General features: G+C 74.0%; 13 protein-coding genes. 9 read left to right on the forward strand and 4 right to left on the reverse strand.

From position 1 onward, the window contains the following. Positions 1-165: 165 nt before the first annotated feature. Both GQS09_RS21085 and GQS09_RS21090 read left to right on the forward strand, forming a co-directional pair. On the forward strand, positions 166-966 hold the full coding sequence (locus tag GQS09_RS21085; RefSeq protein ID WP_165988639.1) for a purine-nucleoside phosphorylase: 801 nt from the start codon (positions 166-168) through the stop codon (positions 964-966). A 13-nt stretch (positions 967-979) separates the two neighbouring features. After that, complete coding sequence (locus tag GQS09_RS21090; RefSeq protein ID WP_165988642.1) at positions 980-2,836, forward strand: phospho-sugar mutase; 1,857 nt, start codon at positions 980-982, stop codon at positions 2,834-2,836. Between the two features lie 256 nt (positions 2,837-3,092). On the opposite strand, the gene GQS09_RS21095 is transcribed toward GQS09_RS21090, so the two are convergent. The 3 genes from GQS09_RS21095 to GQS09_RS21105 form a co-directional block, all read right to left on the reverse strand. Beyond that, positions 3,093-3,755: a PH domain-containing protein gene (locus GQS09_RS21095; RefSeq protein WP_165988644.1), complete on the reverse strand. Its 663-nt coding sequence runs from the start codon at positions 3,753-3,755 to the stop codon at positions 3,093-3,095. A 98-nt stretch (positions 3,756-3,853) separates the two neighbouring features. After that, on the reverse strand, positions 3,854-4,870 hold the full coding sequence (locus tag GQS09_RS21100) for a hypothetical protein (protein ID WP_165988646.1): 1,017 nt from the start codon (positions 4,868-4,870) through the stop codon (positions 3,854-3,856). Next, on the reverse strand, positions 4,867-5,403 hold the full coding sequence (locus tag GQS09_RS21105) for a SigE family RNA polymerase sigma factor (protein ID WP_165988648.1): 537 nt from the start codon (positions 5,401-5,403) through the stop codon (positions 4,867-4,869). The genes GQS09_RS21100 and GQS09_RS21105 overlap by 4 nt, the downstream gene beginning before the upstream one ends. Positions 5,404-5,573: 170 nt before the next feature. On the opposite strand from GQS09_RS21105, the gene deoC reads away from it, so the two are divergent. The 4 genes from deoC (at position 5,574) to GQS09_RS21125 (ending at position 9,872) form a co-directional block, all read left to right on the forward strand. Further along, entirely contained in the window at positions 5,574-6,539 is a 966-nt protein-coding gene (gene deoC, locus GQS09_RS21110) for a deoxyribose-phosphate aldolase (RefSeq protein ID WP_165988650.1), read from the forward strand. A gap of 6 nt (positions 6,540-6,545) precedes the next feature. After that, positions 6,546-8,060 carry an aldehyde dehydrogenase family protein gene (locus tag GQS09_RS21115; protein ID WP_165988652.1) on the forward strand — a complete coding sequence of 505 codons (1,515 nt, stop codon included), beginning with the start codon at positions 6,546-6,548 and terminating at the stop codon, positions 8,058-8,060. A gap of 190 nt (positions 8,061-8,250) precedes the next feature. After that, positions 8,251-9,111: an aldehyde dehydrogenase family protein gene (locus tag GQS09_RS21120; RefSeq protein ID WP_165988654.1), complete on the forward strand. Its 861-nt coding sequence runs from the start codon at positions 8,251-8,253 to the stop codon at positions 9,109-9,111. A 98-nt stretch (positions 9,112-9,209) separates the two neighbouring features. Further along, positions 9,210-9,872 carry an ATP-binding protein gene (locus GQS09_RS21125; RefSeq protein ID WP_313896249.1) on the forward strand — a complete coding sequence of 221 codons (663 nt, stop codon included), beginning with the start codon at positions 9,210-9,212 and terminating at the stop codon, positions 9,870-9,872. A 285-nt stretch (positions 9,873-10,157) separates the two neighbouring features. On the opposite strand, the gene GQS09_RS21130 is transcribed toward GQS09_RS21125, so the two are convergent. Further along, the gene (locus GQS09_RS21130) at positions 10,158-10,961 is read right to left on the reverse strand and encodes a SigE family RNA polymerase sigma factor (protein WP_243761621.1); all 804 of its coding nucleotides are present in this window, start codon (positions 10,959-10,961) and stop codon (positions 10,158-10,160) included. Between the two features lie 266 nt (positions 10,962-11,227). On the opposite strand from GQS09_RS21130, the gene GQS09_RS21135 reads away from it, so the two are divergent. The 3 genes from GQS09_RS21135 to GQS09_RS21145 all read left to right on the forward strand — a co-directional run. Further along, positions 11,228-11,905: a response regulator transcription factor gene (locus tag GQS09_RS21135; RefSeq protein WP_313896250.1), complete on the forward strand. Its 678-nt coding sequence runs from the start codon at positions 11,228-11,230 to the stop codon at positions 11,903-11,905. Further along, the gene (locus tag GQS09_RS31035) at positions 11,902-14,403 is read left to right on the forward strand and encodes an ATP-binding protein (protein WP_399552573.1); all 2,502 of its coding nucleotides are present in this window, start codon (positions 11,902-11,904) and stop codon (positions 14,401-14,403) included. Before GQS09_RS21135 ends, GQS09_RS31035 begins: the two co-directional genes overlap by 4 nt. Before the next feature lie 161 nt (positions 14,404-14,564). After that, a partial coding sequence (locus GQS09_RS21145; protein WP_165988657.1) for a VanZ family protein occupies positions 14,565-15,049 on the forward strand: 485 nt, incomplete at its 3' end.

The raw sequence follows: 15,049 nt of genomic DNA on the forward strand, positions 1-15,049 counted from the left end.
ACCCCGCCGGCCCCGGCCGGGGCCGGCGTCCGCGCCCCGCGGGACAGCCGCGGGACGGGGCCGAGCGGGCTCGCCGGCGGAGGCACTGGCTTGTTCCTTGCCTGTCCAGGGCCGGTGGTTAACGAGCATCTACGCGCGTAGGCAAAAACCGGTTAGGCTCAGCCCGTGAACGCTTCTGAGATCTCGGAGACGGCCGAGGCGGCCGCCGCGCGCCTGCGTGAGCTGACCGGTGCCGCCGGCCATGACGTGGCCCTGGTGATGGGCTCCGGCTGGGTCCCCGCGGCCGATGCCCTGGGCACGCCCGAGCACGAATTCCCGGTCACCGACCTGCCCGGCTTCCCGCCGCCCGCCGTGGCCGGGCACGCCGGGCGCATCCGCTCCCACCGCGTCGGCAGCAAGCGCGCACTCGTCTTCCTCGGACGCACCCACTACTACGAGGGCCGCGGCGTGGCGGCCGTGGCACACGGGGTGCGCACCGCCGTGGCCGCCGGCTGCAAGACCGTGGTGCTCACCAATGGCTGCGGCGGCCTGCGGCCCGGCATGCGGCCCGGACAGCCCGTCCTGATCAGCGACCACATCAATCTCACCGGCGTCTCCCCCATCCTCGGTGCCAGGTTCGTCGACCTCACCGACCTGTACTCGCGGCGGCTGCGCACCCTGTGCAAGGAGGTGGACCCCACCCTGGAGGAAGGGGTCTACGTGCAGTTCACCGGCCCGCACTACGAGACCCCGGCCGAGATCAACATGGTGCGCGCCATCGGCGGCGACCTGGTCGGCATGTCCACCGTGCTGGAGGCCATCGCCGCCCGTGAGGCGGGCGCCGAGGTGCTGGGCATCTCGCTGGTCACCAATCTCGCCGCCGGCATCACCGGCGAGCCGCTGAACCACGAGGAGGTTCTCCAGGCGGGCCGCGACTCGGCCGCACGGATGGGGGAACTTCTGTCCCAGGTACTCGGCCGCATCTGAGAGGCTGCTCACGATGACCGCTGACTCCGCCCCCGCCCCGGTCCCCGACGCCGGACTGCTGCACCGCGCCCGTACCTGGCTGGCCGAGGACCCGGACCCGCAGACCCGGGCCGAACTGGCCGGGCTGATCGACCGCGGTGACGCCGGGGCGCTCGCCGAGCGCTTCTCCGGCACCCTCCAGTTCGGCACCGCGGGGCTGCGCGGCGAGCTGGGCGCCGGTCCCATGCGGATGAACCGCGCCGTGGTACTCCGCGCCGCCGCCGGGCTGGCCGCGTATCTCCGCAAGCGGCCCACGGACGACGGGGCCCCGGGGCTGGTGGTCATCGGCCGGGACGCCCGGCACAAGAGCGCCGACTTCGCCCGCGACACCGCCGCCGTGATGGTCGGCGCCGGACTGCGCGCGGTGCTGCTGCCGCGCCCGCTGCCCACCCCGGTGCTNCCCACGGACGACGGGGCCCCGGGGCTGGTGGTCATCGGCCGGGACGCCCGGCACAAGAGCGCCGACTTCGCCCGCGACACCGCCGCCGTGATGGTCGGCGCCGGACTGCGCGCGGTGCTGCTGCCGCGCCCGCTGCCCACCCCGGTGCTGGCCTTCGCCATCCGCCACCTGGGCGCGGTCGCCGGGGTGGCCGTGACGGCCAGCCACAACCCGCCGCAGGACAACGGCTACAAGGTCTATCTCGGTGAGGGCAGCCAGATCGTGCCGCCGGCCGACGCCGACATCGCCGCCGAGATCGCCGCCGTCGGGCCCCTCGCCGACATCCCGCTGCTCGACACCGGCTGGGAGACGCTCGGCGAGGAGGTCGTCGAGGCCTACCTGGACCGCACCTCCGCCGTCCTCACCCCCGGCTCCCCGCGCACCGCCCGGATCGTCTACACCCCCCTGCACGGCGTCGGCGCGGCCGTCGTCCGCGAATCCTTCGCCCGGGCCGGCTTCCCGGCCCCCGTCATGGTCGAGGCGCAGGCGGCACCCGACCCGGACTTCCCCACGGTGGCCTTCCCCAACCCCGAGGAGCCGGGGGCCATGGACCTGGCCTACGAGACCGCCGCCCGGGCCGCCCTGGACTCCCCCGACCTCATCCTGGCCAACGACCCGGACGCCGACCGCTGCGCCGTCGCCGTCCCCGACGGCCGGCGCGACTCCGGCTGGCGGATGCTGCACGGCGACCAGGTCGGTGCCCTGCTCGCCGCCCATCTGCTGCGCAAGGGCGTCACCGGCACGTTCGCCGCCTCGATCGTCTCCTCCTCCCTGGTCGGCAAGATGGCCGCGGCGGCCGGGCAGCCCTACCGCGAGACCCTGACCGGCTTCAAGTGGCTGGCCCGGGTGGACGGCCTGGCCTACGCCTACGAGGAGGCGCTGGGCTACTGCGTCGACCCCGGCGGCGTACGCGACAAGGACGGCATCACCGCCGCCCTGGCCGTCGCCGAGCTGGCGAGCGAACTCAAGGCCGAGGGCCGGACGCTGACCGACCTGCTGGACGAGCTCGCCGTCCGGCACGGCCTGCACGCCACCGACCAGCTCTCGGTCCGGGTCAAGGACCTCTCGGTGATCGCCGGCGCCATGCGCAGGCTCCGCGAGCGCCCGCCCGCGGAACTCGCCGGGCGCCCGGTGCTCCGCTTCGAGGACCTGGCCCTCGGCGGCGCCGACGACGCGGCGGGCGGCACCCTGCCCCCGACCGACGGCCTGCGCCTGACCCTGGACGACGCCCGGGTGATCGTGCGGCCGAGCGGCACCGAGCCCAAGCTGAAGTGCTACCTGGAGGTCCGGATGCCGGTCGCCTCGGCCGCCGAGCTGAGCGCCGCCCGCAGCGAAGCCACCGGCGTCCTGGACCGCCTCAAACGCGACCTCGCCCGCACCGCCGGCCTCTGACCCCTCCGCCCACCGGGCGGGGAACCGGCCGCTCCTCCTGCTCCTCGGGCTCGCCACGCAGGCCCCCCTGCCGTGCACGGTGCCGGTCTGTGCGCGTTCCCGCAGCGCTGCGCCGTGCGGCGCGCCGCACGGTCACCGGGGCGACGCCGTACTCCCCGGCCGGCTCCCGCTGCGGCGGCAGCCCGGGCGGCGCGGCGGCGTCCCGGCCGCTCGGCCGTCCCGGAGGGGCCGGGCGGTGAGCCTCAGGCGGTGAGCCTCAGGCGGTGAGCCAGAGGACGATGAGGAGAACGGTGCCGGCGGCCATGGGGGCGAGGGTCTCCCAGGACCAGCGGGTGGTGACCTCGCCCTGGGCCCCGGGCTCCTCGCGGTGGCGCTCGGCCAGCTCGCGCAGCTCGCGCACGGCCACATCCGCCGGGGCGGTGCGCTCCTCGTAGTCGTCGGGGCTCGGGGTGCTCACCCCGAACAGGCCACGGCGGGGGCCTTCGCCGGAGGCGAGCCGCTGGTTGTGCCGGTGGGCCTTGGAGCGGGCCCGCAGGGAGACCGGGATGGACCACATCTGGTAGGTCCGGCCCTGCGCCACCAGCTCGGTGGAGTAGCGGGCGCGGACCGTCTCCACGGCGCCCCAGGGGGCGACCACGGTCCGGAACGGATTGCGGATCCGGATGCGGCGCTCCCCGGCGAAGACCGCAGGGCGCAGGCTCATGGCGACGATCAGCGGGACGGCCACCAGCAGGGCGCCCAGGGAGACCACCGGGACCCGGCCGTCGCCGCGGAGGACCGCGTCCCCGCCGAGCCAGACGGTGACCCCCAGCATCAGCACCCCGCCGGCGAGGGCGCCGCCGGAGCGGTAGACGCGGTCGGCGTAGGGCTGGTCGCCGCCGTGGCCGGACGGGCTGCTGGCGGGGGGCTGGGTGCTCATGGCACCGATTGTGCCGCACCGGCCGGTCCCGGGCGCCGGGGAGGGCCGCCTCCTGCACACAGGCGTCCTCCCCGGGCCGGGGGCCGGGCCGGGCGGGCTCAGTTCCAGGCCAACGGGTCCTCCGTGGAGTCGTAGAGCAGTCCGCCCTCGGCGTCGTACGCCTTGAGCACCGGGTAGGCGCCGGGCGTCTCCTCCAGGACTCCGGAGGCGAGGAAGAACCCGGCGTCGTACACCACCTCGTGGGCGGTGCCGCCGTACTCCACGGTCACCTCGGCGACCTCCTCGGTGAAGGCACCGAACTTCACCCAGCGGAAGGGCATCTCCCAGTCCCCGTCGATCCCCCCTTCGGCGGTCTCGTAACGGATGCTGGAGTTCGCGTCGACGACGCGTTCCATCCTTTTGAGCTCGACGCGGTCGGAGAAGCCGTTGTAGAAGCCGTAGAACCCCGTGTCGTCATCGGGCCACTTGGAGCACACGAAGTTGTGGTTCGCGGTGGGGTCCGGGTCCGTGTCGACCACCATCACCCGGCGGATGGGGCCGGGGCCCTGGTTCTCCCCGCCGTGGCCCTGCCAGGCGACCAGGATGCGCAGGTCGTCCGGATCGGGGGCCGGGGTGCCGCCCAGCAGGGGGGCCTCGTTGTTCACCCACTGGTCGTCGATGCAGGCCATCACATCGGCCTGCGCCTGCTCCAGGGTGATGCCGTCCAGAAGCTGCCGGGCGGGGTCGGACGGCGGCTGCACGGTGCCTTCGGGGACTGCCTGCTCCTCGGTACCGGTACCGGTACCGTCCTCGCTCCCGCCCTCGCCGGAGGTGCCGGAGGTGCCGGGGCCGGCGGCCTCCTGGGGCTCCGGCGTGCCGGCCGGCCCGTCGGGGCCGCCGCCCGGGGTCACACTCTGCTGCCCGCCGAACTGCTGGGCGGCGAAGACGCTGCCGGGCAGGGCGACCAGCAGGGCCAGCCCGGCCCCGAGGGCCACCCGGCCGCGCTGCCGCGCCGCCCGGCCCCGCCTGACGATGTCGCCGTAGGGCGCCTCGGTGGCCGGAAGCTCCTCGGCCCGGCTGCTCAGCATCGCGCGGAGCCTGGCCTCGGCCGCGCTCTCGTCCGGGATGTCGGTCACTGCTCTCCCTCTCCTCTTCTGCCGTACGCGGCGAACACCGGGGGTTCGTCGCGGAGGACTCTCCGCAGCGCGGCCAGGGCTCTGGACGCCTGGCTCTTCACCGTGCCGACCGAGCAGCCCAGCGTGCGGGCCACCTCCGCCTCCGGGATGTCCTCCCAGTAGCGCAGCACCACCACCGCGCGCTGCCGGACGGGCAGCCGGGCCAGCGCCGCCATCAGCTCCTGCCGCTGGTCGCTGGCGGAGAGCGGGTCACGGCGGTCGGCCGTATCGGGCAGCGCGTCGGTCAGCCGCTCGGCCACCCGCCGCTTGCGGAACCGGTCCTTGTGGCTGGTGACGAGAATCCGGCGCACATAGGCGTCGGGGTTGTCACTGCGCTGCACCCGTGACCACGAGCGGTACGCCTTGGTGAGTGCGGTCTGTGCCACGTCCTCGGCGAGGTGCGCGTCACCGGTCAGCAGGTAGGCCGTGCGCACCAGCTTCGGCCAGCGGCTGCGCACAAAGACCTGGAATTCCTCTTCGTCATCCGCGTGCATCGAGCACCCCCTCACCCGTCCAGACCACCGTTTCCTCCCGGTGCGTTGCCGGGAGGAGGAAGATTTCTGCGCCCGGTCCCGCAGCGCACGCCGGCAGGCCCGGGGAGCGGGAAAGCCGGGGCTGGGGGATGACATGAGGCTACGCGCGTAGATATGCTCCCCTGGTGACCATGCCACAGACAGCCTCCGCATTCGCGGACGTGGCCGCCTCGGATGCCGCGCTGCGCCGCTTCCTGCACGGCCTGCCCGGGGTCGACGCCGTCGGGCTCCAGGCCCGTGCCGCGACCCTGGCCACCCGTTCCGTCAAGACCACGGCCAAGGCGCACGCCATCGACCTGGCCATTTCCATGGTCGACCTGACCACGCTGGAGGGCGCCGACACCCCCGGCAAGGTCCGGTCGCTCTGCGCCAAGGGCCGCGTCCCCGACCCCGCCGACCGCTCCGTCCCGCAGGTGGCCGCCGTCTGCGTCTACCCGGACATGGTCCCGGTCGCCCGGCGGGCGGTGGCCGGCACCGGCATCAAGGTGGCCTCGGTGGCCACCGCCTTCCCCTCCGGCCGGGCCGCCCTGCCGGTGAAGCTGGCCGACACCCGGGACGCGGTGGCCGCCGGCGCCGACGAGATCGACATGGTGATCGACCGCGGGGCCTTCCTGGCCGGCCGCTATCTCCAGGTCTACGAGGAGATCCGCGCGGTCAGGCAGGAGTGCGCCCGGCCCGGCTCCGCGCCCGACGCCCATCTGAAGGTGATCTTCGAGAACGGCGAGTTGGCCACCTACGACAACGTCCGCCGTGCCTCCTGGCTGGCCATGCTGGCCGGCGCCGACTTCATCAAGACCTCCACCGGCAAGGTCGCGGTCAACGCCACCCTGCCGAACACCCTGGTGATGCTGGAGGCGGTGCGCGACTTCCGGGCGGCCACCGGCACCCGGGTGGGCGTGAAGCCGGCCGGCGGCATCCGTACCACCAAGGACGCCGTGCGCTACCTGGTGCTGGTGAACGAAACCCTGGGCGCCGACTGGCTGAGCCCCGACCGGTTCCGGTTCGGCGCCTCCAGCCTGCTCAACGACCTGCTGATGCAGCGCCAGAAGCTCAGCTCCGGGCGCTACTCCGGTCCCGACTACGTGACGGTGGACTGAGCCGCGATGACCGAATCCCCCTCCGCACCCGAAGCCGTACCCGCATCCACAGCCGTACCCGCATCCGCACCGGCGTCCGGGCCGCTGCCCGGGTTCGCCTACGCACCCGCGCCCGAGTCCCGGGACCTGGCACGGATCGCGCCCTCCTACGGGCTGTACATCGGCGGCGAGTTCCGCGAGGCGCACGACGGCAAGTCCTTCACCACCCTCGACCCGGCGAGCGAGCAGCCGCTGAGCGAGGTGGCCTACGGCGGCGCCGAGGACGTGGACGCCGCCGTGCGGGCCGCCCGGGACGCCTTCCCCGCCTGGTCCGCGCTGCCCGGCGCGGAGCGCGCCAAGTACCTGTTCCGCATCGCCCGCATCGTCCAGGAGCGCTCCCGCGAGCTGGCCGTGCTGGAGACGCTGGACAACGGCAAGCCGATCCGCGAGACCCGGGACACCGACCTGCCGCTGGTCGCCGCGCACTTCTTCTACTACGCGGGCTGGGCGGACAAGCTGGCGCACGCCGGTTTCGGCCCCTCGCCCCGCCCGCTGGGCGTGGCCGGGCAGGTCATCCCGTGGAACTTCCCGCTGCTGATGCTGGCCTGGAAAGTGGCCCCGGCGCTGGCCTGCGGCAACACCGTGGTGCTCAAGCCCGCCGAGACCACCCCGCTGTCCGCGCTGTTCTTCGCGGACATCTGCCGCCAGGCGGGCCTGCCGGCCGGTGTGGTCAACATCGTCACCGGGGACGGCACCACCGGCGCGCATCTGGTGGCCCACCCGGGCGTGGACAAGATCGCCTTCACCGGCTCCACCGCCGTGGGCAAGGAGATCGCCCGCACGGTGGCCGGCACCGGCAAGCGGCTCACCCTGGAGCTGGGCGGCAAGGGCGCCAACATCGTCTTCGACGACGCCCCGCTGGACCAGGCCGTGGAGGGCATCGTCAACGGCATCTTCTTCAACCAGGGCCAGGTGTGCTGCGCGGGCTCCCGGCTGCTGGTGCAGGAGTCGGTGTACGAGGAGCTGCTGACCTCGCTGAAGCGGCGGCTGTCCACGCTGCGGGTGGGCGATCCGCTGGACAAGAACACCGATGTGGGCGCGATCAACTCGGCCGAGCAGCTCGCCCGGATCACCTCGCTCACCGAGGCGGGCGAGGCGGAGGGCGCCGAGCGCTGGTCGGTGCCGTGCGCGCTGCCCTCCTCCGGCTACTGGTTCGCGCCCACCCTGTTCACCGGGGTGTCCCAGGCGCACCGGATCGCCCAGGAGGAGATCTTCGGGCCGGTGCTGTCCGTGCTGACCTTCCGCACCCCCGACGAGGCGGTGGCCAAGGCCGACAACACCCCCTACGGGCTGTCCGCCGGGATCTGGACGGAGAAGGGCTCGCGGATCCTGTGGCTGGCGGACCGGCTGCGGGCCGGGGTGGTCTGGGCCAATACGTTCAACAAGTTCGACCCCACCTCCCCCTTCGGCGGCTACAAGGAGTCGGGCTTCGGCCGCGAGGGCGGCCGCCACGGTCTGGAGGCGTACCTCGATGTCCGATAAACCCCAGAAAGCACAGAAGCCGCAGAAGGGTCAGAGGACTCAGAAGTCCCAGAAGGCTCAGAAGGCGCAGAAGGCGAGCCTGCAGGGCGCGCGGAGCACGCCGGGCGGGCCGGGCGGGAGCGCCGCCCCGGAGGAACCGTCGCGGGAGCGGCGGCAGGGACAGGAAACGGAGACGGAGCGGACTGCGGCCGTGCGGCTGAGCGTATTCAAGACGTACAAGCTGTTCATCGGGGGCGCGTTCCCCCGGTCCGAGAGCGGACGGGTGTACCAGGTGACCGATCCCGGGGGCAACTGGCTGGCCAACGCGCCGCAGGCGTCCCGCAAGGACGCCCGGGACGCGGTGGTCGCCGCCCGCAAGGCGTTCCCCGGCTGGTCCCGGGCCACCGCCTACAACCGCGGCCAGATCCTCTACCGGGTGGCCGAGATGCTGCAGGGCCGGCGCGAGCAGTTCGCCGCCGAGGTGGCCGCCGCCGAAGGGCTCTCCCCGGCGCAGGCCGCCGCCCAGGTGGACGCCGCGACCGACCGCTGGGTCTGGTACGCGGGCTGGTCGGACAAGGTGACCCAGGTGGCGGGCGCGGCGAATCCGGTCGCCGGGCCGTACTTCAACGTCTCCTCCCCCGAGCCGACCGGCGTGGTGGCGGTACTGGCGCCCGCCGAGTCGTCCCTGCTGGGCCTGGTGTCCGTGCTGGCGCCGGTGATCGTCACCGGCAACACGGCCGTGGTGGTGGCCGCCGAGCCGGCGCCGCTGCCCGCGCTCTCCCTGGGCGAGGTGCTGGCCACCTCGGACCTGCCCGGCGGGGTGGTCAATGTGCTCTCCGGCCTCACCGCCGAGCTGGCCCGGCCGCTGGCCGCGCACCAGGACGTCAACGCCATCGACCTGACCGGCACCGGGCAGGACACGGAGCTGGCCCGGGAGCTGGAGAGGGCCGCGGCGGAGAACCTCAAGCGGGTGTTCCGCCCGCGCGCCGAGGAGTGGGCGGCCGAGCAGTCCACCGACCGTCTGCTGGTCTTCCTGGAGACCAAGACCGTCTGGCACCCCATGGGTGTCTGAGCCGCACCGGCGGGCCGGGGCCGGTGTGGCGCGTGCCACGCCCCCGCGGCCCGCCGCACGGAGCCCGCTCCGCCCGGACTCGGCGAGAATGGACTCCCGTGAGCGAGCCGGTGAGTGAGACCGACAACCTGCCGGGACCGGGGCCCCGGGTCCGGGTGATCCTGCTGACGGGCCCTTCCGGGTCGGGCAAGTCCCGGCTCGCCGAGCGCACCGGGCTGCCGGTGCTGCCGCTGGACGACTTCTACAAGGAGGCCGGGGACCCGACCCTGCCGCTGCTGGCCGACGGCAGCGCCGTGGACTGGGATTCGCCGGACTCCTGGGACGCCGGGGCCGCCCTGGCCGCCATCGAGCGGCTGTGCACGCGGGGCAGCGCCACCGTTCCGCGCTACGACATCGCGGCAAGTGCCCGCGCCGGGCTGCGCACCCTGGACCTGGCGGGCAGCCCGCTGTTCGTGGCCGAGGGCATCTTCGCCGCCGAGATCGCCCGCCGCTGCGCCCGGCTGGGGCTGCTGGCCGACACCCTCTGTCTGCGCAACCGGCCGCTGACCACCTTCCGGCGCCGGCTGCTGCGGGACGTCCGCGAGGCGCGCAAACCCGTGCCGTTCCTGCTGCGCCGCGGCTGGCTGCTGATGCGCGCGGAGGGCGGCATCGTGGCCCGGCATGCGGCGCTGGGGGCCCACGCCTGCGGCCGCGACGAGGCGCTGGCCCGCATCGCCCGGCTGCGCACCGCGGCCGGGGCCGGCGCTCCCCGGCTCCGCTGAGCCCGTCGTGGGCTCCGCCGGGCCGGTCCTGCCGTGCCGTGCCGCACGTGGTCAGGACATGGGTCAAGGGGTCCGGTCGCCTCCCCTGACGACCGGACCCCTTCGGTTCCCCTGGGGTCCCCCCTCGGGCCCCCGTGGCGCCCGGTTGCCCGGGCGCCGGTCCCCCGTTGTTCCCCGGTGTCCCCCTCGGTCCCCTCCTGGTTCCCCCGTCCCCATTCCCTCGGGTTCCCCCGCTTCACCTCCCCGCGCCGGGTCCGGCGCGGTCCCCCTTGTCGCCCCCGCCTGTCAGGCGACCAGCTCGCCGTAGGACCCCTCCTGGTCCCGTCCGTGGCCGAGCGCCCGGTCCTCGCGCAGCCGGCGCAGCGTGCGCCAGATACTGCTTTTCACGGTGCCGACACTGATGTTGAGCGTGTCGGCGATCTCCGGATCGGTCTGTCCCTCGTAGTACCGCAGGACCAGCATGGTCCGCTGCTGTTCGGGCAGCCGCGCCAGCGCCTGCCACAGCACCGTGCGCAGCTCGGTGCCGCGCATGCTGTCCGGCTCCCCCGCCGTCTCCGGCAGTTCCTCCGTCGGATACTCGTTGAGCTTGCGCCTGCGCCAGGCGCTGATGTGCAGATTGGTCATGGTGCGGCGCAGATACCCGCCCACCGCCGCCTTGTCGGCGATCCGGTCCCAGGCCCGGTAGGTGGACAGCAGGGCGTTCTGCAGCAGGTCCTCCGCCTCGTACCGGTCACCGGTGAGGTGGTAGGCGGCTGCGTACAGGGAGGCCCGGCGCTCCTGCACATAGGCGGTGAACTCCGCCTCTGCGCCTCCCCCGGCGCGCCGGTGCCCCCCGGCCGCCTCCCCGTACGCGGTGTTTCCCGCCCCCCGCCGCCGTACCGCCGGCCCCCCGGCCGGCGTGTCCGGCGCGTCCTTGCCCGCCTCCCCCGTGGCGAGCGACAGGTACGCCGGACGCTGATGTCCGATGCCGCGACGACCCCCATGCCTGTTCGCCGCACCGGACGGCTTGTCGCAGCGGACCCCTGCCACGGCGGCGGCGCGCGAGCGGGTGGTGCCGACTGCGGTGTGCTTGCTGTGCAGTGCGCTCATCGCTCTCCCCCGTCATGGAGTCGTCGCTGCGTTCCGTCGGGAAATACACTGCCCGGCCAGTTTCATGGCGGGGTCCCCCAACTGTCACAGCGCTGTCACAGGCGGCCCGGAGGGGTTCCGGACGGCCGCCCCGTCCGTTCCGCCGGGCCCGGACCCGGCAGCCACCTGCGAAATCGTCCGACATGTCGCCATGAACCGGGCGTCCCGGGCGGTATTCCCGGCCGCACGCTCGAACTCCGGGCGCGCCATGGGCCAGAATGACCGGCGTGGCTTTCCTGTTGCTGATCGAGGACGACGAGGCGGTGCGCACGGGCCTGGAGATGGGCCTGACCCGGCAGGGGCACCGGGTGATCACCGCGCCGTCCGGTGAGGACGGTCTGCGCCTGCTGCGCGAGCAGCGGCCGGACCTCATCGTGCTGGACGTCGGGCTGCCCGGGATCGACGGCTTCGAGGTGTGCCGGCGCATCCGCCGCACCGACCAGCTCCCGATCATTCTGCTGACCGCGCGCAGCGACGACATCGACGTGGTGGTCGGCCTGGAGTCCGGCGCCGACGACTACGTGGTCAAACCCGTGCAGATCCGGGTGCTGGACGCCCGGGTCCGGGCGGTGATGCGCCGCGGCGAGCGGGAGACCAGCGACTCCGCGGCCTTCGGCGCCATAGTGATCGACCGGGCCGCCATGACGGTCACCAAGCACGGACAGGAGCTGAAGCTCACCCCGACCGAGCTGCGGCTGCTGCTGGAGCTGAGCCGCCGGCCCGGCCAGGCGCTGTCCCGCCAGCAGCTCCTGCGGCTGGTCTGGGAGCACGACTACCTCGGGGACTCCCGCCTGGTGGACGCCTGTGTGCAGCGGCTGCGCGCCAAGGTCGAGGACGTGCCCTCGTCGCCCAAACTGATCCGCACCGTGCGCGGTGTGGGCTACCGGCTGGACGCTCCGCAGTGACCGGCCGCGCCACCGGGAACGACGGCCGGCTGCGGCGCTGGAAGCAGGGGGCGCTGCGACTGACCAGCCTGCGCTTCCGGCTGGTGACGGTCTTCGCGCTGGTGGCGCTGATCGCGGCGGTGTCGGTGTCCGGCATCGCCTACTGGCTCACCCGGGACGCGGTGCTCACCCGGTCGCAGAACGCGGCGCTCAACGACTTCCGCAGATCCCTGGAGCAGCGGGCGAGTTCGCTGCCGGACGACCCCTCCTGCCACTCGCTGCGCACCACGGCCGGGGAACTGGCCTCCACCGCCCAGGGCTACCAGGTCGTCCTGGTGCGGGACATGGCCGACGGCTCGACCTGTGTGGCCCAGTCCGATCCCCGCGCCTTCACCCTGGACATGGTGCCCGCCTCGCTGACCGATGCGGTGCACACCCGGCGGACCCGGCCGGACGACGACGAGGCCGCGCCGTTCCATCTGTACTGGCAGCGGATCTCCATGAACGGCGAGCCCTATCTGGTGGGCGGCGCCCAGGTGATGGGCGGCGGCCCCACCGGCTACATGATGGCCACGCTCGCCCCCGAGCAGGACGATCTCCATTCCCTGGCCTGGTCGCTGGGGATAGCGACCGCGCTGGCCCTGCTGGGCTCGGTGGTGCTGGCACAGGCCGCGGCCACCACCGTGCTGCGCCCGGTGCAGCGGCTGAACAGCGCGGCCCGGCAGCTGGGCGAGGGCGAGCTGTCCACCCGGCTGGAGGTGCGCGGCGCGGACGAACTCGCCGAGCTGACCCGGACCTTCAACCGGGCGGCGGCGGCGCTGGAGGAGCGGGTGGCGGACCTGGCGGCCCGGGAGGCGTCCAGCCGGCGCTTCGTGGCCGACATGTCGCACGAGCTGCGCACCCCGATGACGGCGATCACCGCGGTCACCGATGTCCTGGAGGACGAGGTGGATTCGCTGGACCCGATGATCGCGCCGGCCGTGCAGCTGGTGGTGAGCGAGACCAAGCGGCTCAATGTGCTGGTCGAGAACCTGATGGAGGTCACCCGGTTCGACGCGGGCACCGCCCGGATGGTGCTGGACGACGTCAACATCGTGGACCAGATCACCGCCTGCCTGGACGACCGGGCCTGGCTGGACGCGGTGCAGGTCAGCGGCGAACGGGACATCGTGGCCCGGCTGGACCCGCGGCGGCTGGACGTGATCCTGGCCAATCTGATCGGCAACGCCCTCAAGCACGGCGGCTCGCCGGTGCGGGTCAGGGTCGGCGAGGACCGCTCGGAGGGGCGGGACGACATCGTGATCGCGGTGGCGGACAACGGTCCGGGCATTCCGGCCGATGTGCTGCCGCACGTCTTCGACCGGTTCTACAAGGCGAGCGCCTCCCGGCCGCGGTCGGAGGGCAGCGGCCTGGGGCTGTCCATCGCCCTGGAGAACGCACATCTGCACGGCGGGGAGATCACCGCGCACAACGCCGCGGAGGGCGGCGCGGTGTTCACGCTGCGGCTGCCGCGGCAGGCCGGTGCCGCGGAACGGCCCCGGCCGCAGGGCGAGGGCCGCGAGCGGCACGACGACGCCGACGCCGCCGGGGACGCCGGGGACGCAGGAGGGGCCGCGGACACCGGCGGCACCGCCCGGAGCGGAGACACCACGGACATCACGGACACCGGAGTCAGCGCGGACAGCGCGGACAGCGCGGACAGCGCGGACAGCGCGGACAGCGCGCGGAGCCGCCCACGCGGCGACGGCGGCACCGTACCGGCCGCGGACCCGGCCGGTACCGGCGGCGCGAAGGNCGGAGCCGCCCACGCGGCGACGGCGGCACCGTACCGGCCGCGGACCCGGCCGGTACCGGCGGCGCGAAGGGAGAGCGCTGAGATGCGACGCCCCCTGCGCAGCGCCGCGGCCCGGCTGCCGCTCCTGGCCGTCCTGGCCGCAGCGTCCGCCGGCTGCGGCATACAGTCGGTCGACGTGCCCGTGGACGCCGGGCCGGCGCCCTCCCGTTCCACCTGCGACGCGCCCGCCGCGCCCGCCGGGGAGGCGGGCACCGAGCTCTATCTGGTCTGCGGCTCCCGCGTGGAGTATGTGACCCGCCCGTTCCCCTTCGGCGGGCAGGAGTCGCCGGCCTCCAGCCGGTCGACGATCGCCGCGGCCCTGCTGGCCGCGCTCCAGGGCGAACTCTCCGACGAGGAGCGGGCGGCCGGCTTCACCACCTCGGTCCCCGGCGGGCTGAAGGTGCTCCAGCCGGCCGAGGGCGATCCCCACGACCTGGTCCGGCTCAGCCAGCACCCCAAGGACCTGCCGGCCTTCGCCCTGGTGCAGGTGATCTGCACCTTTGCGCACGCCGAGGCGCTGGGGAACGAGAGCTACGTGCTGCTCGCCGGGCCGCCCGGCGAGGAGCGGCACGGGCAGGAGCCGGGCAAGTACCCGTGCGCGGAATCGATGCGCAACCGGCCGGAGTCCGCGCACACCGAATTCACCCCGCTGACTCCGCCGCGGGCCACCGGGACCCGGCCCTGAGCGGCCCCGGTACCGGCGCGGGTCCGGCGGCCGGCCGCAAGCGGCACAATTCACCCCGAGGGCGGAACCGGACGGACTCCTGTGGCGTCCTGCTTTCCGTGCACCGTCTTGAGAAGGCTTCTCCCGGGGAATCCCCGGGCGGAAGCGGTGTCAGTCCACGGGTGCGCGGCACGGCTCTGGTGCTGCTCACCTCGTATCTGCTGTTCGTCGGCTGGCTGATGCTGCGTCCGCTCACCGTGATGTGGGTGGAGCCGTCGAACCTGGAGCCCTTCGCCTCCCTCCGCGCCGATCTGCGGCAGGGCACCTGGCACGGGCTGCGTGTCATCACCGGAGGGCTGCTGCTGCTGGCGCCGCTGGGGGTGCTGGTGCCCGCGCTGGGGCGGTGCCTGGGCGGTTCCCGCTTCCTGTCCTTCTCCCGCACGGTGTTCACCGGGGCGATGGTCTCGCTCACCCTTGAGCTGGTGAAGTCGACGGTGCCCAGCCAGGTGGCCAATGTGGACGCGCTGATGCTGAACACGCTCGGCGTGGCCCTGGCCCATCTGCTCTGCTATGGACGGCTGCGGGCGCTGCTGCTGCACGAGCCGCGCCGGCCGGCCGCGCGCACCGCCCTGGGGCAGGAGCCGGCGCCGGGCATCGGCGGGCCGGC

It is taken from the genome of Streptomyces sp. YIM 98790 (genome assembly GCF_011421595.1).
In the GTDB taxonomy this organism is placed as follows: domain Bacteria; phylum Actinomycetota; class Actinomycetes; order Streptomycetales; family Streptomycetaceae; genus Streptomyces.

Coding starts and splice junctions, on each gene's coding strand:
- GQS09_RS21115 (WP_165988652.1), top strand. CDS start 6,546: ATGACCGAATCCCCCTCCGCACCCGAAGCCGTACCCGCATCCACAGCC.
- deoC (WP_165988650.1), top strand. CDS start 5,574: ATGCCACAGACAGCCTCCGCATTCGCGGACGTGGCCGCCTCGGATGCC.
- GQS09_RS21105 (WP_165988648.1), bottom strand. CDS start 5,403: ATGCACGCGGATGACGAAGAGGAATTCCAGGTCTTTGTGCGCAGCCGC.
- GQS09_RS21095 (WP_165988644.1), bottom strand. CDS start 3,755: ATGAGCACCCAGCCCCCCGCCAGCAGCCCGTCCGGCCACGGCGGCGAC.
- GQS09_RS21130 (WP_243761621.1), bottom strand. CDS start 10,961: ATGAGCGCACTGCACAGCAAGCACACCGCAGTCGGCACCACCCGCTCG.